Source organism: Streptomyces sp. NPDC051180, from assembly GCF_040689545.1.
Classification (GTDB): domain Bacteria; phylum Actinomycetota; class Actinomycetes; order Streptomycetales; family Streptomycetaceae; genus Streptomyces.
Genome location: NZ_JBFBBC010000004.1, coordinates 269769 through 292994 on the forward strand (window position 1 = coordinate 269769; position 23226 = coordinate 292994).

Here is a 23226-nt window from a genome sequence, read left to right on the forward strand (position 1 = left end):
GCCGTCCGGCGGCACCCTCTCCGCCGCGGCCGGATCCGTCATGTCCCCGGTCGGTGACGGCGTCGCCGGAGCGCGGAACGTCCCGCACCGGCGCCGGTCACCGCTCGCGCGCGGACCTCAGTCGCCCTCGTACGCCGCGAGCGCGGCGGCGGCGGCCGTCCTGGCGCTGTCGGCGAGCTCTGCGGGGGCGACGATCCGTCCGTCGCTGCCCAGCCGGAGCGCGAGCCGGCGCAGTGAGGCGGGGTCGGGGGTCCGCAGGGTGATCCGCAGTCCCCCGTCGGGCAGCTCGTCGGCCCGGTCGTGCGGGTAGTACTCGGCGACCCAGCGGCCCCCGGGGCCGACCTCGACCACGACCTCGGGGTCGTCGGCGGACGGCTGCACCAGCCCCTCGGAGAGGTCGCGCAGCTCCAGCTCGGGCGGCGCGGCGTGCTCGTCGAGGATGCGGATCTCGACGACCCGGTCGAGGCGGAAGGTACGGCGCGCCTCGGAGAGCCGGCACCACGCCTCCATGTACGTGTGGCCGACGGCGAAGAGCCGGATGGGCTCGACCTCGCGCTCGGTGAGCTCGTCGCGGGCTGGCGAGTAGTAGCGCACCCAGAGCCTGCGGCGTTCGGAGATGGCCCGGTCGACCTCGGCGAAGACGCCCCCCTCGGACTCGAAGGTGACCGAGAGCCGGGAGCTCGCCCCGGCGGCCTCGCCGGCCGCGGCCTCCAGCTTCGCGGTGGCCCGGAGCAGGGCGTCCCGGTCGCTCTCGCGCAGTCCCGGCAGGGTGGCGACGGCACGGGCGGCGACGAGGAGGGCGGTCGCCTCGTCGGCGGCGAGGCGCAGCGGCGCGGCGGCGTCCGCGCTGAGCGCGCTGGGGTTGCGCCACCAGATGCGGTCGCCGTCGGTGTCGATGTCGAGGAGGTCGCCGCCGCGGAAGCTGGTGCCGCACATGGGCAGCACGTCCAGGTCGGAGATCAGCTCGTCCTCGGTGATCCCGAAGGCGCGGGCCACGTCGGCGACGTGGGCGCCGGGACGCTCGCGGAGGTAGGTGACGAGGGAGAGCATCCGCCTCGTCTGGTCGATCGCGTTGGCAGCCATGCGGTTCGTCTCCCCCTCAGCCCTTGGCCACGGCGCGCAGCCGGTCCACCACGTCGGCCCGCAGATCGGCGGGCTCCTGGACGACGACGTCCGGTCCGAACTCGACCAGCCAGGCGTCGAGCCCGTGGCCGTACGGGATCTCCAGCTCGTCCCAGCCGTCGGCGCCCTCGCGGACGGACAGGGCGCGGGCCCGCAGCGGGTAGCCGCAGCCGGCGCGCAGCCGGATCCGGGCGGAACGGGTGGCGGTCTCGCCGGCCCAGGTCTCGACGGTCTCACGGACGGTGACGACGTCGGGCACGGGCGCGGTGAAGGCGCCGGCCCGGGAGCGGACCTTGCCGGTGATCCGGGAGAGGCGGAAGACGCGCTCGGCGCCGCGGTCGCGGTCCCAGCCGGCGAGGTACCAGTGGCCGCGCCAGCACTCGAGGGTCCAGGGCTCGACCTGGCGGGTCTCGGGGCGGGCGGCGTTGGCCTTGCGGTAGTCGAAGACGACGGGGCGCCGGTCGCGGCAGGCCAGCATGAGCGGCTCGAAGGCGGCCTCGTGGACCGGGATGCGCGGTTCGAGGGCGCTGGGCTGGGTGTCGTACGAGTCCTCCGCCTCCGGCATGCCGGCGGCGCGGAGCTTCTGGAGGGCGCCGCTGGCGGCGCCGGCGAGGCGGGCCTGCTGCCAGACCTTGGCGGCCAGGCCGAGCGCGGCGGCCTCCTCGACGTCGAGGGTGATCGGCGGCAGCGTGTTGGAGTCGCGGCGGGCGAGGTAGCCCGTCTCGCCCTCCAGGTTCTCGACGGTCTCGATGACGAGGCCCAGCTCGCGCAGGTCGTCCTTGTCACGCTCGAACATCCGGTTGAAGGCGTCGTCGCCCGCGGCTTCGAGATACGCCTCGATGGAGCCGCGGAGTTCACGCTTGCTCAGCGGACGGCGCGTCCCGAGCAGGCACAGCGCGAGATTCATCAGCCGCTCGGACTTGGCAATCGCCATCGACGCCCTGCACCTCTTCCGCGGATCCACTTCTCGGACGTCCGACCGTACCGCCCCGGGGTGTCGCGGCCAAAGCCGAGGCCCCCGCCACGGTGGACGGGGGCCTCGGCGCGACCGGAAACGGTCGGGTGCGCGCGGGTCAGCGCTTGGCGACGCCCACGAGGTCGCAGACGAAGATCAGCGTCTCGCCGGGGGCGATCGCGCCGCCGGCGCCACGGTCGCCGTAGGCGAGGTGCGCGGGGATGACCAGCTGGCGGCGGCCGCCGACCTTCATGCCCTGGACGCCCTGGTCCCAGCCCTGGATGACCTGGCCGGCGCCGAGGTTGAAGTCGAGCGGCGTGCCGCGGTTCCAGGAGGCGTCGAACTCCTCGCCGGTGGAGAAGGCCACGCCCACGTAGTGGACCTTGACGAAGTCACCGGCGGCGGCGACGTCTCCGTCACCCTCCCAGATGTCCTTGATCTCCAGGTCCTTCGGCGGCTCGCCACCCGGGAAGTCGATCTCGGGCTTCTCGATGCTCACGGAATTGCTCCTCGTACTGATGAACTGCTCGATCGGGACAGTCTTACATCTTCGTCAGGATGTCGACGACGAACACCAGCGTGGAGTTCTTCGGAATGCCCTGCTTCTCCTCGTTGCCGAACGCCTCGGACGGCGGGGCGACGATGAGGACGCGGCTGCCGATCTTCTTGCCGACGAGGCCGTCCTTGAGGCCCTTCAGCGTGAGCTGCTCCAGCGGGAAGTTCGCGGGCTTGCCGGTGGTGTACGTCGAGTCGAAGACCTTGCCGTCCTTCCACAGGGCGGCGACGTAGTTGACGACGACCGTGTCGGTGGCCTTGACGGCCTCGCCGTTGGACTCCAGCACGTAGTTCGAGACGAGCTTGGTCGGCGGGTCGACCTTGGGGACCGTCAGCGAGGGGGCCTTGCCGTCGGTGTTGGTGCCGACCTTGGGCAGGTCCTTGTTGTCCTGGGCGACCGGGGTGCCGGTGGCGGACTTGGGGATGGTGACGGCCTTCAGGATGTCCACGACGAAGACGAGCGTGGCGTTGGGCTTGATGTCGCCCTGGCCCTGTGCGCCGTAGCCCAGCTCCGGCGGGATGCCGATCTCGATGCGGCTGCCGACCTTCTGGCCCTCCAGGCCCTGGTCCCAGCCCTTGATGACCTGGCCGGCGCCCAGCGTGAGGTCGAACGGCTGGCCGCGGTCGAAGCTGTTGTCGAAGGGGGTGGTGGAGTCCCACGCCTGGCCCAGGTAGTTCACCTGGAGCGCGTCGCCCTTCTTCGTCACCGGGCCGGTGCCCTCGCTGATGACGTTGACCTTCAGTTCCTTGGGCGGGTCGCCCTCGCCCTTGGAGAGGGTCGGCTTCTCCCCGAACTTCGCCCCCGCGGTGATGGCGGGCAGCCCGTTCTTCATCGAGGCGGAATCGGAGCCCTTGTCGTCGCTGCCGCACGCCGCTGTGGAGAGCAGCAGCAGCGGGACGACGAGAAGGCCGGCAAGTCGGCGCACGTGTTCCTCAGATCTCAGACGGCACAGTAGTTGTGCCGACACTCTAGGGGACCCTCCTGTCGACGGAAGGGCCCCGCACGTGAAACGTGCGGGGCCCTCGGGCGCGTACGACCTGCTCTTACATTCCGGCGATCAGCTTTTCCACCCGGTCGTCGACGGAGCGGAACGGGTCCTTGCACAACACGGTGCGCTGGGCCTGGTCGTTGAGCTTGAGGTGCACCCAGTCGACGGTGAAGTCCCTGCGCTGCTCCTGGGCGCGGCGGATGAAGTCGCCGCGGAGCCGGGCCCGAGTGGTCTGCGGGGGCACCGACTTGCCCTCGAAGATCTTCAGGTCGTTGCAGATGCGCGCCGCCTGCCCGTTCTTCTGGAGCAGGTAGTAGAGGCCACGACGGCGGTGGATGTCGTGGTAGGCGAGGTCTATCTGCGCGACCCGGGGGTTCGACATGGTCATGTTGTGCTTGGCCCGGTAGCGCTCGATGAGCCGGTGCTTCATGACCCAGTCGATCTCGGTCTCGATGCGGTCGAGCCGCTCGCTCTCGATCGCGTCGAGGGTGCGGCCCCAGAGCTCCAGGACCTCGGCGACGGTGCCGGAGCGGATGCCGCGGCGGTCGACGAAGTCCACGGCCTTCTCGTAGTACTCGCGCTGGACCTCCAGGGCGGACGCCTCGCGACCGCTGGCGAGCCGGACCTTGCGCTGGCCCGTGATGTCGTGGCTGACCTCGCGGATGGCCCGGATGGGGTTCTCCAGGGTCAGGTCGCGCATCACGGTGCCGGCCTCGATCATGCGGAGCACCAGGTCGGTGGCGCCGACCTTGAGCAGCATGGTCGTCTCCGACATGTTCGAGTCGCCGACGATGACGTGCAGCCGGCGGTAGCGCTCGGCGTCGGCGTGCGGCTCGTCCCTGGTGTTGATGATGGGCCGCGAGCGGGTGGTGGCGGAGCTGACGCCCTCCCAGATGTGCTCGGCACGCTGGGAGACGCAGAAGACCGCGCCCCGCGGGGTCTGCAGGACCTTTCCCGCGCCGCAGATGAGCTGCCGGGTCACGAGGAAGGGAATGAGGATGTCCGCGAGCCGGGAGAACTCCCCGTGGCGGGCGACGAGATAGTTCTCGTGGCAGCCGTAGGAGTTTCCGGCCGAGTCGGTGTTGTTCTTGAAGAGGTAGACGTCGCCGGCGATTCCCTCCTCGTGCAGGCGGCGTTCGGCGTCGACGAGCAGGCCCTCGAGAATGCGCTCGCCGGCCTTGTCGTGGGTGACCAGTTCGGTCACGTTGTCGCATTCCGGTGTGGCGTATTCCGGATGCGATCCCACGTCGAGGTACAGGCGGGCGCCGTTCCGCAGGAAGACATTGCTGCTGCGGCCCCATGACACGACACGGCGGAAGAGGTAGCGCGCCACTTCGTCAGGAGACAGTCGGCGCTGTCCCCTGAACGTGCACGTGACGCCGTACTCGTTCTCCAGCCCGAAAATGCGGCGGTCCATGTCTGAACATTACGCCTGACGGCCTGTGCTGAAACCGGGTTGGGCGTTCCCGTTTCGATCATTTTCCGATCAGTGCGCGTTCTTTTCGGTGTGTACGGCGGCGGGGACCGGGTCCGCTCCGGCGTGTCGCCCGGTGTCGCCGGGCGTGCCGGGCGAGGCGGGGACGGTGAGGACACGCCCGGTGGCGGCCAGCACGAGCAGCGCGACGAGACCGCCCGCGCCCGCCACGGCGAAACCCGCCACCGTCCCGGCCAGTTCGACCGCGGGTCCGGCGACGGCGGAGCCGAGGGCCGCACCGACCCCGAAGGTGGTGACGAGCCACGAGAACGCCTCGGTGACGGTGCCGCGCGGGGCGTGCCGGTCGACCACGATGAAGGCGCAGGCGAGGACCGGGGCGAGGAAGACACCGGAGAGGACGGAGAGGCCGGTCATGGCGACGGGGCCGGGGGTCAGCATCAGCGGCAGGTAGCAGACCGCGAGGAGCAGCACGAGGACCCTGAGCCGCCGCTCGGGCGCGCCGGCCCACTGGCGGGCGCCGTAGACGGTGCCGCCGAGGAGGGCGCCGAGGCCGAGGGCGGCCATCAGCCAGCCGTAGACGGAGGGGGTGCCGCGGTCGTCGGCGTAGGCGACGGCGGCGACGGTGATGGAGCCGAGCGCGAGGCCGACGAAGAAGAAGGAGCCGAGAAGGGCCAGGAGCCCGGGTGAGCGCAGGGCGCCCAGCCAGTGGGCCTCGCGGGTGGCGGAGCGCCAGGTGCGGGAGGGCTCGGAGAGGACGACGGCGAGGGCGCCGAGCACCCCCAGGACGTTGATGACGAGCAGGGCGGCGGCGGGCGACCACACGGCGACGAGGAGCGTCACGAGCAGCGGGCCGACGGTGAACATGACCTCCTGGGCGACCGCGTCCAGGGCGTACGCGCGGTGGACGCGGTCCTCTCGGCCCAGGACGCTCGGCCACAGGGCGCGCAGTCCGCCCTCCAGGGGCGGGGTGAAGAGGCCGGCGAGCACGACGGCGACGTAGGCGACGGCGAGGTGGCCGATGCCGGTGAGGGCGAAGAGGGCCATGCCGAGCGCCGAGAGGACCGCGGCGGGCAGCTGGACGCGGGGCTGGCCCTTGAGGTCGACGGCCCGGCCGAGGAGCGGCTGCCCGACGGCGTTGGCGACGCCGTACGCGGCGATCAGTCCGCCGGCCAGGGTGTAGCTGCCGCCCTGGGCCCGGACGAACAGGGTCATGGCGATGGGCCCGGTGCCGTTGGGCAGGCGCCCGACGAGCGTGCCGGTGAGCAGCCGGGCGGCGTGCGGCGCCCGGAGTATGTCGAGATAGCCGCCGTGCGCGGGGGCCTCGGTGGCCATGTCCGCTCTCCCCTCACCTCGGAATCCCGCCGAGGTTTTACGTATAACGTTACAGGTCATACGTACCATGTCGGCGGGACGCGGGTCCACCCCGCCCCCAGCGATCCCGACCAGCGTGCCACGCGGAGGCCAGCCGTGCAGATCCACGAACCCGCCGCCGGAGGCGCCCGGCCGACCAGCCGGGACGTGGCCCGCGTGGCGGGCGTCTCCCAGGCCACCGTCTCCCTCGTGCTGGGCGACAAGTGGCGCGGCCGGGTCTCCGAGCGCACGGCGGAGACGGTCCGCGAGGCCGCCCGCGAGCTGGGCTACCGGCCCAACCTCGCCGCCCGGAACCTGCGCCTCGGCCGCACCCGCACGGCGCTGCTCGTCGTGCCGGCCCTCACCAACGAGTTCTTCGCCCACGTCTACACGGGCGCGGCCGCCGTGGCCGCCCGGCACGGCTTCGGCGTCGTCCTCTACCCGTCCCCCGACGGCGTCGGACCCGCCCGCGACCCCTTCGCCTCCGCCCAGGCCGCGCTGGACGGGGTCATCGCCTCCTCCATGGCCGCGGACGCGCTCGGCGCCTTCCGCGGGACCGAGCTGCCGCTGGTGATGCTGGACAGCGACCCGTCCGACCCGGGCGCCGCCGCCCATGTGAACCTCGACGTCGCCGACGGCATGCGGAGGGTCACCGACCACCTGCTGGCGCTCGGCCACCGCCGCTTCCTGCACCTGGCGTCGGCCGTGCCCTCCTGGACCTTCGACGTCCGGGCCGCCGCCCTCGCCGACGCCCTGCGCGGCGCGGAACTGCGGACCGTACGGGCGCCCCTCAGCGTCGCCGGGGCGTGGGAGGCCGCCACCCGGGCCTTCGACGCCCCCGGCCCCCGCCCCACCGCCGTGGTGTGCGACGACGACATCCTCGCGGTCGGCGTGGCCAAGGTCGCCCGTCGGCTGGGGCTGCGCGTGCCGGAGGACCTGTCGATCACCGGCTTCGACGACCTGGCGCTCGCGACCGCCGTCGAGCCCGAGCTCACCACCGTCCGGCTGCCCGCCGAGGAGTTCGGGAGACGGGGCATGGAGGCGCTCCTCGCCGTCCTGGCCGGCGAGGAGGCCCCGCCGGCCACGCTGCCGGTCACGCTCGTCGCCCGGGGCTCCTCCGGCCCGGCACCGGCCGTCTGAGCCCGCCCGGCGCGGCCGCGGGCGGACCGCCGAGGGCGGAGTCTCGGGCGTTCCGGGTCCCAGGGACGCCCGAGGCCCCGGAACGGGCCGAGCGGCCCCGGACGCCGGGGAAGGCTCCGGACGGGCCCGACGGAGCCCCGGACACGCCGGAGGGGCCCCGGTCCGTGGACCGGGACCCCTCCGGGCAGAGCCGACTACTCCTCGGGCGCCTCGTCCGAGGGCTCGTCCGTCTTCGCCACCGCCGCGTTGTCCGCCTCCAGGAGACGGGAGAGCTGACGGCCGACGATCCGCTTGAACTTGCGCTCCTGCGGACGGGTGCGGTCCAGGACCGCCACCTCCAGCCGCTCCGCGGGGATCTCCCGCTCGGTGCCGTTGGTGTCCCGCGAGAGCGCCTGCACGGCCAGCTTCAGGGCCTCGGCCAGGGACATGCCGTCCCGGTGCCGCTGGTCGAGGAAGGAGCTGATCTGCTCCGCGTTGCCGCCGACCGCGACCGAGCCGTGCTCGTCCACGATCGAGCCGTCGTGGGGCAGCCGGTAGATCTGGTCGCCCGCCGCCTCGGTGCCGACCTCGGCGACGACGAGCTCGACCTCGTAGGGCTTCTCCCCCGCGCTGGAGAAGATCGTGCCGAGGGTCTGGGCGTAGACGTTGGCCAGACCGCGGGCGGTCACGTCGTCCCGGTCGTAGGTGTAGCCCCGCAGGTCGGCGTAGCGGACGCCGCCGATGCGGAGGTTCTCGTACTCGTTGTACTTGCCGGCCGCGGCGAAGCCGATCCGGTCGTAGATCTCGCTGAACTTGTGGAGTGCGCGCGACGGGTTCTCGCCGACGAAGACGATGCCGTCCGTGTACTGGAGGACGACGAGGCTGCGGCCTCGGGCGATGCCCTTGCGGGCGTACTCGGCCCGGTCGGCCATGGCCTGCTGGGGTGAGACATAGAACGGCGTGGACACCGGCTACCGTCCCTTTCTTCCGGTCTGAAGGGCTACTGCGGGCGACGAACGGTCAGAGAAGGGCGGCGCGCGGCCCGTCGGGCTGCTCCAGACGCCTCTCGGTGACCGACCGGGCCAGCTCGGAGGACTCGGCCTCGCTGAGCCTGCGGAAGCCCTCGTCGGTGATGACGGTGACGATCGGGAAGATCCTGCGCGCCATGTCCGGCCCGCCGGTCGCCGAGTCGTCGTCCGCCGCGTCGTACAGCGCCTGGACCACCAGCGTGGTGGCCTGCTCCTCGGAGAGGTCGGGGCGGTACAGCTTCTTCATCGACCCGCGCGCGAAGATCGAGCCGGAGCCCGTGGCGGCGAATCCGTGCTCCTCGGAGCGACCGCCGGTCACGTCGTAGGAGAAGATCCGGCCCTTCTCCCGGCCCTCGTCCCAGCCCGCGAAGAGCGGCACGACGGCGAGCCCCTGCATGGCCATGCCGAGATTGCCACGGATCATGGTGGAGAGACGGTTCGCCTTGCCCTCCAGGGAGAGCGTCGCGCCCTCCACCTTCTCGAAGTGCTCCAGCTCCAGCTGGAAGAGCTTGACCATCTCCACGGCGAGTCCGGCGGTGCCGGCGATGCCGACGGCGGAGTACTCGTCCGCCGGGAACACCTTCTCGATGTCCCGCTGCGCGATCATGTTGCCCATGGTGGCCCGCCGGTCACCGGCGAGGACCACCCCGCCGGGGAACGTCGCCGCCACGATGGTGGTGCCGTGCGGGGCCTCGACGATGCCCTCCGGGAGCTTCCGGTTTCCCGGGAGCATCTCCGGCGAGTGGTCCGCCAGGAAGTCCATGAACGAGGACGACCCCGGCGTCAGGAAGGCCGCCGGCAGACGCCCGGTGCTACGAGGGTTGGCTTCCACGCGATTCCTTCCGGGTGGGAGAGTCGCCCGCCTCGGGAGGCGCGGGGCGATCTTGGTTGCTGTGCACGGACCATACCCGTGCCACCGCCTGTCATCCGTCCCCGGGCCCACGGCTTTCTCCGGGGCTCCGGGGACGGAGACGACAGGCGCGCGAGGCGGCTACTGGCCGCCCTTCTGCACGAACGAGCGGACGAAGTCCTCGGCGTTCTCCTCGAGTACGTCGTCGATCTCGTCCAGGACGGAGTCCACGTCCTCGCTCAGCTTCTCCTGGCGCTCCTGGAGGTCGGAGCTCGCCTCCGTGGTGGTCTCCTCGACCTCCTCCGTGGAACGCGTCGCCTTCTGCTGTCCGCCGCCGGTGTCCTTGGTCGCCATATCCCTCACCCCGCTCGATTCGGCCCGCTCGGTTGAGTCCTTACAAGATCAGACCCTATAGGGCGGGTCCGACTTCGGCCCCGCAGTTTCGCCAACGTCCGGGCACTGATTCCATGATTCCCAGCGCCCGGGTATTTCAGGCCCGAAGCGGGCCACCGTTTCAGCCGCCGGAAAGCACGCGGACGAGTTCCTCCGCCGTCCGGCAGCGGTCCAGCAGCGATTTCACGTGGGCCTTGGTGCCGCGCAGCGGTTCCATGGTGGGGACGCGCTGGAGCGAGTCGCGGCCGGGCAGGTCGAAGATCACCGAGTCCCAGGAGGCGGCCGCGACGTCGTCGGCGTACTGCTCCAGGCAGCGGCCCCGGAAGTAGGCCCTGGTGTCCTCCGGCGGCGCCGTCTCGGCCCGCAGCACCTCGGCGTCGTCCAGGATCCGCTTCATGCGCCCACGGGCCACCAGGCGGTTGTAGAGGCCCTTGTCTGGGCGCACGTCCGCGTACTGGAGGTCCACCAGGTGCAGCCGGGCCGCGTCCCAGTCGAGGCCGTCGCGGCGCCGGTAGCCCTCCATGAGCTCCCGCTTGGCGATCCAGTCGAGCTCGCCGGCCAGGCTCATGGGGTCGTTCTCGAGCCGGTTGAGGGTGTCCTCCCAGCGGGTGAGGACGTCCTTGGTCTGCTCGTCCGCGTCCGCGCCGTACCGCTCCTCCACGTACTTCCTGGCCAGCTCGAAGTACTCCATCTGGAGCTGGACGGCGGTGAGCGTCCGGCCGCTGCGGAGGGTGACGAGGTACTGCAGGGTCGGGTCGTGCGAGACGTGGTGGAGGGTGCGCACCGGCTGGTCGACGGCGAGGTCGACGGTGATGAACCCGTCCTCGATCATCGACAGGACCAGCGCGGTGGTGCCCAGCTTGAGGTAGGTCGAGATCTCCGACAGGTTCGCGTCGCCGATGATCACGTGGAGCCGGCGGTACCGCTCGGCGTCGGCGTGCGGCTCGTCCCTGGTGTTGATGATGGGCCGCTTGAGGGTGGTCTCCAGCCCGACCTCGACCTCGAAGTAGTCGGCGCGCTGGCTGATCTGGAAGCCGTTCTCCCGGCCGTCCTGGCCGATGCCGACCCGCCCCGCGCCGGTCACCACCTGGCGGGAGACGAAGAAGGGCGTCAGGTGGCGCACGATGTCCGAGAAGGGGGTCTCCCGCTTCATCAGGTAGTTCTCGTGCGTGCCGTAGGAGGCGCCCTTGTTGTCGGTGTTGTTCTTGTAGAGGTGGATGGGCTGGGCCCCGGGCAGCTGGGCGGCGCGCACCGCCGCCTCCGCCATGATCCGCTCGCCGGCCTTGTCCCAGAGGACGGCGTCGCGCGGGTTGGTCACCTCGGGCGAGCTGTACTCGGGGTGGGCGTGGTCCACGTAGAGCCGCGCACCGTTGGTGAGGATCACATTGGCCAGGCCGATGTCCTCGTCGGTGAGCTGGCTGGAGTCGGCGACCTCGCGGGCGAGGTCGAAGCCGCGGGCGTCCCGCAGCGGGTTCTCCTCCTCGAAGTCCCAGCGGGCACGGCGCGCCCGGTGCATCGCCGCCGCGTAGGCGTTGACGATCTGGGACGAGGTGAGCATGGCATTGGCGTTCGGGTGTCCCGGGACGGAGATCCCGTACTCCGTCTCGATGCCCATTACTCGCCGTACGGTCATGCGGCCCTCCTTGCCCGGCGTCGCTCACAGTGCGCGACTCGGCGTTACCGAAGAGCCTAGAGCGGCTCAGCGCTGGTGGGGAGATCACTTGCGGCATTTCCCGGCTGCCGAGGGAAAAGCCGCCGGAATGCGACGGCTGCGGATGCCCGGTTTCCGGACATCCGCAGCCGGCTCGCGTTTTACAGGTACTGACCGGTGTTGGCCACCGTGTCGATGGAGCGTCCGGTGTCCGCGCCCTGCTTTCCGGTGACGAGGGTGCGGATGAACACGATCCGCTCGCCCTTCTTTCCGGAGATTCGGGCCCAGTCGTCGGGGTTGGTGGTGTTGGGCAGGTCCTCGTTCTCCTTGAACTCGTCCACGCACGCCTGGAGGAGGTGGGAGACCCGGATGCCCTTCTGGTTGTGGTCGAGGAATGCCTTGATGGCCATCTTCTTGGCCCGGTCGACGATGTTCTGGATCATCGCGCCGGAGTTGAAGTCCTTGAAGTAGAGGACTTCCTTGTCGCCGTTGGCGTACGTGACCTCGAGGAAGCGGTTCTCCTCGGATTCGGCGTACATCTGCTCGACGACCGACTGGATCATTCCGTGGGCCGCGGCGGCCTTGGAACCGCTGTGCTCGGAGATGTCGTCCGAGTGCAGCGGCAGGTTCGCCGTGAGGTACTTCGCGAAGATGTCCTTCGCCGCCTCCGCGTCCGGACGCTCGATCTTGATCTTGACGTCGAGCCGGCCGGGCCGCAGGATCGCGGGGTCGATCATGTCCTCGCGGTTGGAGGCGCCGATGACGATGACGTTCTCCAGGCCCTCCACGCCGTCGATCTCGGCGAGCAGCTGCGGGACGATGGTGTTCTCCACGTCCGAGCTGACACCCGAGCCGCGGGTGCGGAAGAGCGATTCCATCTCGTCGAAGAAGACGATGACGGGGGTGCCCTCGCTCGCCTTCTCCCGGGCACGCTGGAAGACGAGGCGGATGTGCCGCTCGGTCTCGCCGACGTACTTGTTGAGGAGCTCGGGGCCCTTGATGTTGAGGAAGTAGGACTTCCCCGCGGGCTGGCCGGTCACCTCGGCCACCTTCTTGGCGAGCGAGTTGGCCACGGCCTTCGCGATCAGCGTCTTGCCGCAGCCCGGCGGGCCGTAGAGCAGGATGCCCTTGGGCGGCCGGAGTTCGTGCTCCTTGAAGAGGTCCGGGTAGAGGTACGGCAGCTCGACCGCGTCGCGGATCAGCTCGATCTGGTTGCCCAGGCCGCCGATCTTCTCGTAGTCGACGTCCGGGACCTCTTCCAGGACGAGTTCCTCGACCTCGCTCTTGGGGACCACCTCGTAGACGTAGCCCGAGCGCGAGTCCAGCAGCAGGGCGTCGCCGGCGCGGATGGTGACGTCCAGCAGAGGCTCGGCGAGCCTCACCACCCGCTCCTCGTCGGTGTGCCCGACCACCAGGGCGCGCTCGCCGTCCTCGAGGATCTCCTTGAGGGTGACGATGTCGCCGGCGCGCTCGAACTCCATGGCCTCGACCACGTTGAGCGCCTCGTTGAGCATGACCTCCTGGCCGCGCTTGAGCTCGTCGAGCTCGATGCCGGGGCTCACGTTCACCCGGAGCTTGCGGCCCCCGGTGAAGATGTCGCACGTGCCGTCCTCGTTCGCCTGCAGGAAGACACCGAAGCCGGCCGGCGGCTGTGCGAGCCGGTCGACCTCCTCCTTGAGGGCGACGATCTGGTCGCGCGCCTCACGGAGCGTGTTCGCGAGTCTTTCGTTCTGCGCGGACACGCCGGCCAGGCTGGTCTGCAGCTCGACGATCCGCTCTTCGAGAATCCTCGTGTGGCGCGGAGAGTCGGCGAGCTTGCGGCGCAGGACGGCGATTTCCTGCTCGAGATAGGCAACCTGTCCGGCGGGGTCCTCAGACCCTCGCCCGGGCCGGATGCCGCGGTTGATGTCGTCGTCGTGGGCTGCCACGGTCCTCACCTCCTCCAGGGGGAGCTGGACGCTTCCTGACCCTACCTGCGTGGGTGATGATTGAAACCCCTAGATCAAAAAGACTCCGGGGTGTGTCCGATCTTCACCCTTGCGCTTCCCCTCTCGCCAGGGGAATACCCACCCTTCACCGCTTGAAAGCGGGCGGTTGTATCGTCGTCTTTGGCCAACACCCGTCAGGGGTGGCCCGACTTACCGCGCGAAGCAGAAACGGCAGGAGATATGACCGTGCAGCACGAGGCCCCGGCGTCGGGCGCCGAGGAGGCGCTGGAAGTCTGGATCGACCAGGACCTGTGCACCGGGGACGGGATCTGCGCGCAGTACGCCCCGGAGGTCTTCGAGCTCGACATCGACGGGCTCGCTTATGTGAAGAGCGCCGACGACGAGCTCCTCCAGGACGCGGGCGCGACCACCCCGGTGCCGCTGCCGCTCCTCCAGGACGTGGTGGACTCCGCGAAGGAGTGCCCGGGCGACTGCATCCACGTGCGCCGGGTGGCGGACCGGGTCGAGGTGTACGGCCCCGACGCGGAGTGACGGCTCAGACGCCCCGCGCGTCCGCGGGGCCGGAGCGTACGAAGGAACCGCCCTGCCAGCGCCAGCTGACCTGCTCCTTCTCGTCGGGGCAGCAGCGCGGCACGTCGAGGGTGGAGTAGCCGAGCAGCGTGGCGCGCACCGCGCCGTCGCGGACGGAGAGGGCGCCGACGTTCTGGTGGAGCTCCGGCTCGACGAGCGTGGCCACCACGCGCGCGGGCGCGCTCTCGTCCTTGCCGCGGGTCAGTACGTAGACGGCGTGCGGCGGGGTGCCCGAGCCGGCTTCGCAGTGCACGACCGCAACGGTCTCCGGGTTTCCGTCGCCGTCGAGGTCCCCGGAGGCCCGCTTCGCGACCTTCACGGGCAGGCCGCCGCACTCGAGCGGGTAGTCCGCTCCGGTGGCCTCGGGCGCGGGTGCGGGAGCCGGGGCGGCGGCCGGGCCGGCGGTGGCTCCGGCGGGGCCGGGCTGGAGGAGGCCGGCGAGGGCGACGACCGCGGCCGTCGCGGTGGCGGTGGCCAGCCAGTGGGCCGGCCGGGCGTGGGTGTGCGCGAGGTCCGCGAGGTCCGGGGCGGCGGAGGGCTGCACGCGAGACGTCTCCTGTGGGGTGGTGCGGCGTGGTTCCGGGCATCGTGCCATACGTCACAGGGCGAAGGAACAGCCGGGGTCGACGACGTCCGGCGCCGTCCGGGGGCGTGAACGAGCCCGGGCGGAGCGCTCCGGGGGCGTGAACCGGCCGGGGTGGAGCCCAGCGGCGGGGTGCCGAACGTGAGGACGCCGCCGTCGAGTTCCCTTGCGTGGGCGGGGAACTCGACGGCGGCGTCGTACGGATGTCGGGGCGTCAGCCCTTGTTGGGGCCTTCGTAGTCCTCGCCGTAGGCGCCCTTGGCGGGGCGGCGGCGGCGCATCGGGGGCTCGACGCCGTCCGCGAGGCGGCGGGCGGTGACGAGGAAGCCGGTGTGGCCGATCATGCGGTGATCGGGGCGGACGGCGAGGCCCTCGACGTGCCAGTTGCGGATCATGGACTCCCACGGCTGCGGCTCGGCGTAGCAGCCGAACTCGCGGATGGACTCCACGGTGCGCGCGAGCTGGGTGGTGGTCGCCACGTAGCAGCAGAGGATGCCGCCGGGGACGAGCGCCTTGGAGACGGCCTCCAGGCACTCCCAGGGGGCGAGCATGTCCAGGATGACGCGGTCGACGTCCGTGTCGGACAGGTTGTCCTGGAGGTCGCCGACGGTCAGCTGCCACGCGGGGTGGGGGCCGCCGAAGTAGCGCTCGACGTTGCCCTTCGCGATCTCGGCGAAGTCCTCGCGGCGCTCGTAGGAGTGCAGCATGCCGCTGTCGCCGATGGCGCGGAGCAGGAAGCTGCTGAGCGAGCCGGAGCCCACACCCGCCTCGACGACGCGCGCGCCGGGGAAGATGTCGGCGAAGGCCAGGATCTGACCCGCGTCCTTCGGGTAGACCACGGCTGCGCCGCGGGGCATGGACAGGACGTAGTCGGGGAGCAGGGGGCGCAGCGCGAGGTAGGCGACGTTTCCGGTGGTGCGGACAACGCTGCCCTCGGGGGCGCCGATCAGTTCGTCGTGCGGGAAAGAACCCTTGTGGGTGTGGAAGTTCTTTCCCTCTTCGAGCGTGAACGTGTAGTGACGGCCCTTGGGGTCGGTCAGCTGAACCTGGTCCCCGACCTTGAAGGGCCCGCGTCGGCGGGCGGCACCGGTCGGTTCGGACATACGACCAGAGTACCGGGGTTACGAGGTGGGTCTTGCCATGGCCTTGACGAAGGCCCGCTCGACGTCGGTGGTGGCCAGGACGCCGTAGATCTCACCGGTCTCCTCGACGACCAGGTACTCGGTGGCCGGGCTGGCGCGGAGGTGGTCGAGGAGCGGCTGTCCGGTGAGTTCGGCGGGGACCCGCATGCCGTCGGTGAGGTCCTGGGCGAGGGTGCTGACGGCGACCCAGGGGCGGCGGTGCTGCGGGACGGCGGCGATGGCGGTCTCGCGGACGATGCCGGTGGGGTCGCCGCCGGCGTCGACGACGACCAGGGCGCGGGCGCCGGCCTCGTTGGCGCGGCGCAGCGCCTCGGAGAGGGGGGTGGCGGGCTCGACGGGGATGGCGCGGCGGGTGAGGCTGCGGGCGGTGAGCTCGGGCAGGTGCTCGCGGAGCCGGGCCATGCGGAGGCTGTTGCCGGCGCCGGTCCAGATGATGGCGGCGAGGATCGCGGCGAGCAGGGCGTCGGTGACGGTGTTGAAGCCGCTGATGTCGTCGGTCGAGTTGCCGAAGAGGCCGGTGCGGGTGAGCAGGGGCAGGCCGACGAGGACGAGCACGGCGAGCGCGCGGCCGACCCACGCGGCGGCGACGGTGCCGCTCATGGGCTTGCCGGTGATCTTCCAGACGACGGCGCGGAGCATGCGGCCGCCGTCGAGGGGGAGGCCGGGGAGCAGGTTGAAGATCGCGACGATCAGGTTGGAGATCATCAGGCCGGCGAGCAGGACTCCGGGGACGGTGCCGGGCTCGACGGCGTACAGCGAGAGGTAGAAGACGCCCGCCAGGACGAGGGAGAGGAGGGGGCCGACGAAGGCGAGGACGAACTCGCGGCCGGGGGTCTCGCTCTCCTTCTCGATCTCGGAGACGCCGCCGAAGAACTGGAGCTGGATGCGGCGCACCGGGAGCTTGAAGCGGAGCGCGGCGATGGTGTGGGCCAGCTCGTGGACCAGCACGGAGGCGTAGAAGGCGACGGCGAAGAAGAGCGACACGAGGTAGCGGGCGGCGCCGAGCTCGGGCAGGACGCGTTCGATCTGGTCGCCGAAGACCCAGGTGATGAGGGCGGCGACGAGGAACCAGCTGGGGGCGACGTAGACGGGCACGCCGAAGGGGCGGCCCATGAGGATGCCGCCGCCGGGCTCCTCGGTCCGCTGCGGCTTGGGCTCGTCCTGGTTCACGGGTTCCTTTCGTCGCGTGGTGTGACCCGCGTCGGTGCGTCACGGTTCGATCATGCAGTGCGACGGGGTCCCGGGTCGATGGTATTCCGCGCGTTGTCGGTGGCGGGTCGTAGGGTCTTCGTCATGAGTACGAGCGAGCAGGTGCCGGCGGAGCCCCGGGCGCCCATGTCGTTGTCGCCGTCGCGGGCGAGCGATTTCATGCAGTGTCCGCTGCTGTACCGGTTCCGGGTGATCGACCGGCTGCCGGAGAAGCCGAGTCCGGCGGCGACCCGGGGCACGCTGGTGCACGCGGTGCTCGAGCGGCTCTTCGACGATCCGGCGGTGGACCGGACGGCGCCGCGGGCCAAGGCGATGGTGCCGGGTCAGTGGGACCGGCTGCTGGAGTCGAAGCCGGAGCTGGGCGAGCTGTTCGCGGAGGACCCGGACGGGGAGCGTCTCGCGGGCTGGCTGTCGGAGGCGGAGCGGCTGGTCGAGCGGTGGTTCACGCTGGAGGATCCCTCGCGTCTGGAGCCGGCCGAGCGTGAGCTGTTCGTGGAGACGGAGCTGGATTCGGGGCTGCGGCTGCGCGGGGTGATCGACCGGATCGACGTGGCGCCCTCGGGCGACGTGCGGATCGTGGACTACAAGACGGGGAAGGCCCCGAGGCCGGAGTACCGCGACGGCGCGCTGTTCCAGATGACGTTCTACGCGCTGGTGGTCTGGCGGCTGCGGCGGGTCATGCCGCGGCGGCTGCAGCTGGTCTACCTGGGCAGTGGGGACGTGCTGACGTACGACCCGGTGGAGGCGGATCTGCTGCGGGTGGAGCGGAAGCTGCTGGCGCTGTGGGACGCGATTCGGCTGGCCACGGAGACGGGCGACTGGCGGCCGCGGCCGACGAAGCTGTGCGGCTGGTGCGACCACCAGGCGGTCTGTCCGGAGTTCGGGGGGACTCCCCCGGTCTACCCGCTGAAGATCGTCTCTGCGCGCCCGCCCGAGTCGGGCGAAGAGGGGCAGGGCAGAATGGACCCGGCCCGGCCGTCCCCGTGAGCCGGCTCGGCGCCGTGGTGCCGCCCGCCCCGTGAAGGAGCCCTCGTGACGATCCGCGTCCTCTTGGTCGACGATCAGCCGCTGCTGCGCACCGGCTTCCGGATGATTCTGGAGGCGGAGCAGGACATCGCGGTGGTGGGTGAGGCCGGGGACGGTCTGCAGGCCCAGGAGCAGGTGCGCGCGCTGCAGCCGGACGTGGTGCTGATGGACATCCGCATGCCGCGGATGGACGGGGTGGAGGCGACCCGGCAGATCACGGGTCCGGGCCGGGACGGTCCGGCGAAGGTGCTCGTGCTGACCACGTTCGACCTGGACGAGTACGTGGTGGAGGCGCTGCGGGCGGGTGCGAGCGGCTTCCTGCTGAAGGACGCCCCGGCGAACGAGCTGGTGCAGGCGATCCGGGTGGTGGCGGCCGGCGAGGCGATGCTGGCGCCGTCGATCACGCGCCGGCTCCTGGACAAGTACTCGGCCCACCTGCCGACCGGCGAGGAGCGGATGCCGGAGACGCTGGGCACCCTGACCGACCGCGAGGTGGAGGTCCTGAAGTTGGTGGCGCGGGGCCTGTCGAACGCGGAGATCGCGGCGGACCTGTTCGTCAGCGAGACGACGGTCAAGACGCATGTGGGCCATGTGCTGACGAAGCTGGGGCTGCGCGACCGGGTGCAGGCCGCGGTGTACGCGTACGAGAGCGGTCTGGTGCGGCCGGGCGGCAACCAGTAGCCCGTACCGGGGACAGGGGAAGGGCCCGGCGCGCATCGGATGCGTGCCGGGCCCTTCCCTCGTCCCGTGCGGGTGCCGCCGGGGCCGTCAGCCCTTCCGGATCTCCCAGAAGCGGAAGACGGTGGACGCGTCGAGGGTCCACTCCAGGCCGGTGACGTCGTCGCGGGCGACGGCGTACTGCTTGCCCTGCCAGAGGGGCAGCATCGGCAGGTCGTCGGCGACGAGGTCCTGGAGGTGCCCGTACTCGTCGGCGGTGGAGGCGCGGTCGGTGAGGGCCGCGGTCTTCGGGAGGAGGCGGCCGGTGATGGTGGCGTTGTCGTAGTGGTTGCCCAGGACGTTGCCCTCGCCGAAGAAGGGGGAGGTGAAGTTGTCGGCGTCCGGGTAGTCGGGGACCCAGCCCTTGACGTAGACGCCGTACTTGCCGGCCGCTATGTCCTTCTCGTACTGGTCGTAGGCGACGGACTTGACGTCGGCGGCGAAGAGGCCGCTGTCGTTGAGCTGCCCGGCGATGGCCTTGAGCTCCTGGTCGGTGGACGGGCCGTAGCGGCTCGGGGTGGACCAGAGGGTGAGCTTGACCTTCCCGGTGATGCCGGCCGTGCGCAGGGCCTTCTTGGCCTTGGCCGCGTCGGGGCTGCCGTAGGTGTCGAAGAAGGCGGTGTTGTGGCCGGCGATGCCGGTCGGGACGATCGAGTAGAGCGGCGTGGCCGTCGACTTGTAGACGTCCTCGACGAGGGCCTCGCGGTCGACGAGGTGGGCGATGGCCTGGCGGACGGCGAGCTTGCCGACGACCGGGTCCTTCATGTTGAAGACGAGGTGCTGGACCTCGGCGCTGCTGCCCTGGACGACCTCGATGCCCTTGTCGTCGGTGGTGTCGGACGTCTCCAGGGCCGCGATGTCGTCGGCGGAGAGGCCGCGGTAGGCGATGTCGACCTCGCCGTCGGTGAGGGCCTTGGCGAGGGCGGTGCGGTCGCCGCGGTAGAGCTTGAGGGTGATCCCGCTGTTCTTGGGCTTCGCGAGCCCGTGGTAGCCGGAGTTGGCGGAGAAGGTGGCCTGCGCCTCGCCGAAGGAGTCCAGCTTGTACGGCCCCGAGCCGATGGCCTTGCCGTCGGTGCGCAGCGCGTCGGCCGGGTACTCCCGGTGGTCGACGATGGAGCCGGCGCCGGAGGCGATCTTGCTGGGGAAGGTGGCGTCCGGCACCTTGAGGTGGAAGACGACGGTCCGCTCGTCGGGGGTCTCGATCTTGTCGATCGTGGAGAGGAGCGGCGCCGGGCCGGAGGGGTCGGCGATCCTGAGGGCGCGCTCGAAGGAGAACTTGACGTCCTCCGAGGTGAGCTTGTTGCCGTTGGAGAAGGTGAGGCCGTCCCGCAGGGTGCAGCTGTACACCTTGCTGCCGGCCGAGAAGCCGCACGTGTCGGCGGCTTCCGGCTCGGGGGCGAAGCCGCCCTTGGGGAAGGCGAGCAGCGACTGGAAGACGTTGTTGAACAGCAGCCAGGAGCCGGGGTCGTAGCCGGCGGCCGGGTCGGTGGCGAGGATCTCGTCGGACATGCCGACGCGCACGCCCTCCCCGGAGCCACCGGCGCCGCCGCCCTGTTCGGTGCCGCAGCCGCCGAGGAGCGCGGCGGACAGGCCCGCGGCGAGCGGGGCCGTCAGCCACTTGGTGTGTGCCTTCACAGAACGTGCCTCTTGATCTCTATGTCAGGCCGGCCGCGCCCGGGTGCGCGGCCGGTACAACCGATCCGGACAGGGGTTATGCGGTGCCGCGTCCCAGTTCCCAGAGCAGCAGGTCGGAGGAGGTGTTGAGGGCGTACTCGACCCCGTTGAGGTCGTCGCGCGCCGCGACGTACTGCTTGCCCTGCCACAGCGGCAGGACGGGGACGTCCTGGGCGACGATCTTCTGGATCTGCGTGTAGACGGGGGTCGCGGCGGTGCGGTCGGCCATGCGGCGCGAGCGCGGGATGAGCTGGTCGCGGACCACCTTGTTCACGTACGGGGTGTTGAGGAAGTTGTCGGTGTCGAGGAAGGGCGCGACGTAGTTGTCGGGGTCCGGGTAGTCCGGGAACCAGCCGAGGCCGTAGACGGCGTAGTCGCCGCGCTTCTGGGCGGTGCGGAACTTCGACCACTCGGAGCCCTGGACGGTGGCGTCGAAGAGCTCGGAGGCGACCAGCTGCTTCTTGAGCGCCTCGAACTCCTGCGCGGTCTCGGCGCCGTAGTGGTCGGTGGTGTAGTTCAGCGTCACCTTGACCGGCGTCTTGACGCCCGCTTCCTTGAGGAGCTTGGCGGCGCGGGCGGGGTCGGGCTCGCCGTACTCGTCGAAGAAGGGGGTGGCGTGGCCGGTGATGCTGGAGGGGATCAGCGAGTAGAGGGGCTCGGCGGTGGGGCCGTAGACCAGGTTGACGAGCGCGCCGCGGTCGACGACGGACGCCATGGCCTGGCGGACGGCCTTCTGCTGGACGGAGGGCGCCTTGGTGTTGAAGCCGAGGTAGCGGATCTCCAGGCCGGGGACCTCGGTGATCTCGATGCCGTCCTGGGGCGACTCGGTGAGGTCCTTGATCTGCTTCTGCGACAGGGAGCGGGCCATCATGTCGATGTCGTCGCTCTCCAGGGCCGCGCCCATGGCGGTGGCGTCGCCGAAGGGGCGCAGTTCCACCTTGTCGTTGCGCAGGGTGATGTCGCCCTTGTAGGCGGGGTTCTTGGTGAAGACGAAGCGGGTGGCCTTCTCGCCGTCGCGCTCGACCTTCATGGTGTACGGCCCCGAGCCGTCGACGTCGAAGCCGTCGCGGAGCGAGTCGGAGGCGTACTTGGCCTTGCTGAGGATGCCGGCCACCGGGGTGGAGAGCTTGTACGGGAAGGTGGCGTCGGGGCTCTTGAGGTGGAAGACGACGCCGTCGGAGCCCTGGGTCTCGACGGTGTCGATGTTCGCGAGGAGGGCGGCCGTGCCGTTGTCCGACTTGATCTTCAGGACGCGCTCGACGGAGTACTTGACGTCCTCGGCCGTGATCGCGGTGCCGTCGGCGAAGGTGAGGCCCGAGCGGAGCTTGCAGCGGTAGCTCTCGCTGGCCTTGTCGGAGAAGCCGCAGCTCTCGGCCGCCTCGGGGACCGGCTCGCCGCCGCCGCGCGGCACGTGCATGAGGGTCTGGACGGTCTGGCGCAGGATGTTCCAGGCGCCCGTGTCGTAGGCGTACGCCGGGTCGAGCGGGGCGGGGGCGTCCTCGGTGGCGATGAACTGGTCCGTGGTGCCGACGACGATCGCTCCGTCGTCCTGCGCTCCGCCACAGGCGGCGAGCAGGGGGGCGAGCAGTCCGGCCACGGCCGGTAGCACCAGGGTCTTGCGGTTCATCAGGGACGATCTCCTCATCCGGCACTGGGATACAGCGGTCAGTGGGAACTCCGCCGCCGGCCGCCCGGTCGGGGCGGGAGCGATCGGGCCGGGTGTTTCGATCGGTCCTGTGCTCACGGCGGTTGGGGTGTGCGCCGGTGCACGCGGTTATACGGCGAAGTACTCGCGAAAGATTAGTGGGCGGCGCCCCTATTGCCGGACCGGCAAGGGCCCCGCGGGCTGCCGCACAGTGAGCATGAATGCGGGAAGCTCGATAGTCATGCGGGGGTACGACGGGGACGCCCGTGAGCGAATCGGGACACATGAGGGCAACGGAAGCCGCCCATTTCGGGCGCACGACGCGGACAGGCCACCCACCGCCGGGCACTCTGCGTGACGAAGGTCACGGGAATTCCGTCGCGGTGAATGGCCTGTCCGATTCCCTCGCGGGAAAGACGCATTCGGTCCGGGGGAAAGCTCAGATACAGCTCAGATTCCGGAGATCAACGTGCGCAGGAAAGGCACGTCGACGTCTTCGAGGGAGCGCACGACGACCCGGCCGGGAGAGGCCGCGATCGGGGCGACGGAGGGCACCGCGACGACCCGGCAGCCGGCCGCCTCCGCGGCCGCCACACCGGTCGCCGTGTCCTCGATGACGGCACACAGCGCGGGATCGGCCCCGACCCCGCGGGCGGCCGTCAGATACGGCTCGGGGTGCGGCTTGGTGCGGACGACCTCGTCGCCGGCGACCGTCAGGGTGAAGCGGTCGTGGCCGAGCGAGGCGAGCACCCGGTCGATGATCCGTCGGTGCGAGGCGGAGACCAGGGCGGTGGGGATGGAGTGCCGGGACAGCTCGGCGAGGAGGCGCTCGGCGCCGGGCATGAGCGGGACGCCGCGGTCGATGCGCTGCTCGAACTTCTCGTTGAGCAGCACGGTCAGCTCGTCGAGGGTGATGTCGGCGCCGGTGGACTCGATGAGGTAGCCGGCGCTGCGGGTCATCGGGCCGCCGACGACGATGTCCCTCCACGCCTCGTCCAGCCGGTGACCGAGATCGGCGAAGACCTCGACCTCCGCGTCCCACCAGAACCCCTCCGTGTCGACGAGGGTCCCGTCCATGTCGAGGAAGACCGCCTGCAGGGCGGAGCTGCCGTTCGTACGGAACAGGGACGCGGGGACCGTACTGGTCATCCGGCACACCTCCATGGAGGGACGAGAAGGCCGGTCATCCTCCCCGGTACGGGGAGGATGACCGGCCTGCACTGGACCGACAAGTGTACGTCCGGATCATCGCGGACGCGTGGATT

At 70.8% G+C, this 23226-nt stretch carries 21 protein-coding genes; 4 read left to right on the forward strand and 17 right to left on the reverse strand.

Annotated elements, in window-relative coordinates:
* Window positions 1–117 precede the first annotated feature (117 nt).
* The 6 genes from AB0424_RS10320 to AB0424_RS10345 form a co-directional block, all read right to left on the reverse strand.
* Window positions 118–1083, reverse strand: a complete 966-nt coding sequence (locus AB0424_RS10320; RefSeq protein WP_366303805.1) for a WYL domain-containing protein — start codon at window positions 1081–1083, stop codon at window positions 118–120.
* A gap of 16 nt (window positions 1084–1099) precedes the next feature.
* Window positions 1100–2056 carry a WYL domain-containing protein gene (locus tag AB0424_RS10325; protein WP_366303806.1) on the reverse strand — a complete coding sequence of 319 codons (957 nt, stop codon included), beginning with the start codon at window positions 2054–2056 and terminating at the stop codon, window positions 1100–1102.
* Between the two features lie 139 nt (window positions 2057–2195).
* Window positions 2196–2576: an FKBP-type peptidyl-prolyl cis-trans isomerase gene (locus AB0424_RS10330; protein WP_366303808.1), complete on the reverse strand. Its 381-nt coding sequence runs from the start codon at window positions 2574–2576 to the stop codon at window positions 2196–2198.
* 43 nt (window positions 2577–2619) lie between these two features.
* Window positions 2620–3558 carry an FKBP-type peptidyl-prolyl cis-trans isomerase gene (locus AB0424_RS10335; RefSeq protein WP_366303810.1) on the reverse strand — a complete coding sequence of 313 codons (939 nt, stop codon included), beginning with the start codon at window positions 3556–3558 and terminating at the stop codon, window positions 2620–2622.
* 118 nt (window positions 3559–3676) lie between these two features.
* Window positions 3677–5038, reverse strand: a complete 1362-nt coding sequence (pafA, locus tag AB0424_RS10340) for a Pup--protein ligase (protein ID WP_366303811.1) — start codon at window positions 5036–5038, stop codon at window positions 3677–3679.
* Window positions 5039–5107: 69 nt separating this feature from the next.
* Window positions 5108–6388, reverse strand: a complete 1281-nt coding sequence (locus tag AB0424_RS10345) for an MFS transporter (protein WP_366303813.1) — start codon at window positions 6386–6388, stop codon at window positions 5108–5110.
* 135 nt (window positions 6389–6523) lie between these two features.
* Between AB0424_RS10345 and AB0424_RS10350 the strand changes: the two genes are divergently transcribed.
* Complete coding sequence (locus AB0424_RS10350; protein WP_366303814.1) at window positions 6524–7546, forward strand: LacI family DNA-binding transcriptional regulator; 1023 nt, start codon at window positions 6524–6526, stop codon at window positions 7544–7546.
* A 194-nt stretch (window positions 7547–7740) separates the two neighbouring features.
* Here AB0424_RS10350 and prcA read toward each other — a convergent pair whose 3' ends face one another.
* The 5 genes from prcA to arc form a co-directional block, all read right to left on the reverse strand.
* Window positions 7741–8493: a proteasome subunit alpha gene (prcA, locus tag AB0424_RS10355; RefSeq protein WP_366303815.1), complete on the reverse strand. Its 753-nt coding sequence runs from the start codon at window positions 8491–8493 to the stop codon at window positions 7741–7743.
* A 52-nt stretch (window positions 8494–8545) separates the two neighbouring features.
* Entirely contained in the window at window positions 8546–9385 is an 840-nt protein-coding gene (gene prcB, locus AB0424_RS10360) for a proteasome subunit beta (protein WP_366303817.1), read from the reverse strand.
* Window positions 9386–9544: 159 nt separating this feature from the next.
* On the reverse strand, window positions 9545–9757 hold the full coding sequence (locus AB0424_RS10365) for a ubiquitin-like protein Pup (RefSeq protein ID WP_053194491.1): 213 nt from the start codon (window positions 9755–9757) through the stop codon (window positions 9545–9547).
* Between the two features lie 160 nt (window positions 9758–9917).
* The gene (gene dop / locus AB0424_RS10370; protein WP_366303819.1) at window positions 9918–11429 is read right to left on the reverse strand and encodes a depupylase/deamidase Dop; all 1512 of its coding nucleotides are present in this window, start codon (window positions 11427–11429) and stop codon (window positions 9918–9920) included.
* Between the two features lie 179 nt (window positions 11430–11608).
* On the reverse strand, window positions 11609–13375 hold the full coding sequence (gene arc / locus AB0424_RS10375) for a proteasome ATPase (protein ID WP_366303821.1): 1767 nt from the start codon (window positions 13373–13375) through the stop codon (window positions 11609–11611).
* Window positions 13376–13615: 240 nt separating this feature from the next.
* On the opposite strand from arc, the gene AB0424_RS10380 reads away from it, so the two are divergent.
* A complete protein-coding gene (locus tag AB0424_RS10380) occupies window positions 13616–13927 on the forward strand; it encodes a ferredoxin (protein WP_366303823.1) in 312 nt (103 codons plus the stop codon).
* A 4-nt stretch (window positions 13928–13931) separates the two neighbouring features.
* Here AB0424_RS10380 and AB0424_RS10385 read toward each other — a convergent pair whose 3' ends face one another.
* The 3 genes from AB0424_RS10385 to AB0424_RS10395 form a co-directional block, all read right to left on the reverse strand.
* On the reverse strand, window positions 13932–14510 hold the full coding sequence (locus AB0424_RS10385; protein ID WP_366303825.1) for a hypothetical protein: 579 nt from the start codon (window positions 14508–14510) through the stop codon (window positions 13932–13934).
* A gap of 253 nt (window positions 14511–14763) precedes the next feature.
* Window positions 14764–15651, reverse strand: a complete 888-nt coding sequence (locus AB0424_RS10390; RefSeq protein WP_015032448.1) for a tRNA (adenine-N1)-methyltransferase — start codon at window positions 15649–15651, stop codon at window positions 14764–14766.
* 18 nt (window positions 15652–15669) lie between these two features.
* Complete coding sequence (locus AB0424_RS10395) at window positions 15670–16803, reverse strand: site-2 protease family protein (RefSeq protein ID WP_366304150.1); 1134 nt, start codon at window positions 16801–16803, stop codon at window positions 15670–15672.
* Window positions 16804–16983: 180 nt separating this feature from the next.
* Here AB0424_RS10395 and AB0424_RS10400 point away from each other — a divergent pair, with 180 nt between their 5' ends.
* Together AB0424_RS10400 and AB0424_RS10405 are read left to right on the forward strand one after the other, a co-directional pair.
* On the forward strand, window positions 16984–17886 hold the full coding sequence (locus tag AB0424_RS10400) for a PD-(D/E)XK nuclease family protein (RefSeq protein ID WP_366303827.1): 903 nt from the start codon (window positions 16984–16986) through the stop codon (window positions 17884–17886).
* A gap of 45 nt (window positions 17887–17931) precedes the next feature.
* Window positions 17932–18606 carry a response regulator transcription factor gene (locus AB0424_RS10405; RefSeq protein WP_366303829.1) on the forward strand — a complete coding sequence of 225 codons (675 nt, stop codon included), beginning with the start codon at window positions 17932–17934 and terminating at the stop codon, window positions 18604–18606.
* A gap of 87 nt (window positions 18607–18693) precedes the next feature.
* Here the strand turns inward: AB0424_RS10405 and AB0424_RS10410 are convergent, their stop codons facing one another.
* The 3 genes from AB0424_RS10410 to AB0424_RS10420 all read right to left on the reverse strand — a co-directional run bounded on the left by AB0424_RS10410 (window position 18694) and on the right by AB0424_RS10420 (window position 23110).
* Window positions 18694–20277 (reverse strand): ABC transporter substrate-binding protein, encoded by a 1584-nt coding sequence (locus tag AB0424_RS10410; protein WP_366303830.1) that lies wholly within the window; start codon window positions 20275–20277, stop codon window positions 18694–18696.
* Between the two features lie 76 nt (window positions 20278–20353).
* Window positions 20354–21943, reverse strand: coding sequence for an ABC transporter substrate-binding protein (locus AB0424_RS10415; protein WP_366303832.1), 1590 nt, complete (start codon window positions 21941–21943; stop codon window positions 20354–20356).
* 468 nt (window positions 21944–22411) lie between these two features.
* Window positions 22412–23110 (reverse strand): HAD family phosphatase, encoded by a 699-nt coding sequence (locus tag AB0424_RS10420; RefSeq protein ID WP_366303834.1) that lies wholly within the window; start codon window positions 23108–23110, stop codon window positions 22412–22414.
* Window positions 23111–23226: the final 116 nt, after the last annotated feature.

Bases quoted from the DNA above. Each gene is read 5' to 3' on its own strand.
- AB0424_RS10365 (WP_053194491.1), bottom strand. From the start codon at position 9,757: ATGGCGACCAAGGACACCGGCGGCGGACAGCAGAAGGCGACGCGTTCC.
- AB0424_RS10325 (WP_366303806.1), bottom strand. From the start codon at position 2,056: ATGGCGATTGCCAAGTCCGAGCGGCTGATGAATCTCGCGCTGTGCCTG.
- AB0424_RS10400 (WP_366303827.1), top strand. From the start codon at position 16,984: ATGAGTACGAGCGAGCAGGTGCCGGCGGAGCCCCGGGCGCCCATGTCG.
- AB0424_RS10395 (WP_366304150.1), bottom strand. From the start codon at position 16,803: ATGGGCCGCCCCTTCGGCGTGCCCGTCTACGTCGCCCCCAGCTGGTTC.
- AB0424_RS10390 (WP_015032448.1), bottom strand. From the start codon at position 15,651: ATGTCCGAACCGACCGGTGCCGCCCGCCGACGCGGGCCCTTCAAGGTC.
- AB0424_RS10415 (WP_366303832.1), bottom strand. From the start codon at position 21,943: ATGAACCGCAAGACCCTGGTGCTACCGGCCGTGGCCGGACTGCTCGCC.
- AB0424_RS10380 (WP_366303823.1), top strand. From the start codon at position 13,616: ATGACCGTGCAGCACGAGGCCCCGGCGTCGGGCGCCGAGGAGGCGCTG.
- AB0424_RS10345 (WP_366303813.1), bottom strand. From the start codon at position 6,388: ATGGCCACCGAGGCCCCCGCGCACGGCGGCTATCTCGACATACTCCGG.
- dop (WP_366303819.1), bottom strand. From the start codon at position 11,429: ATGACCGTACGGCGAGTAATGGGCATCGAGACGGAGTACGGGATCTCC.
- pafA (WP_366303811.1), bottom strand. From the start codon at position 5,038: ATGGACCGCCGCATTTTCGGGCTGGAGAACGAGTACGGCGTCACGTGC.
- AB0424_RS10320 (WP_366303805.1), bottom strand. From the start codon at position 1,083: ATGGCTGCCAACGCGATCGACCAGACGAGGCGGATGCTCTCCCTCGTC.
- AB0424_RS10420 (WP_366303834.1), bottom strand. From the start codon at position 23,110: ATGACCAGTACGGTCCCCGCGTCCCTGTTCCGTACGAACGGCAGCTCC.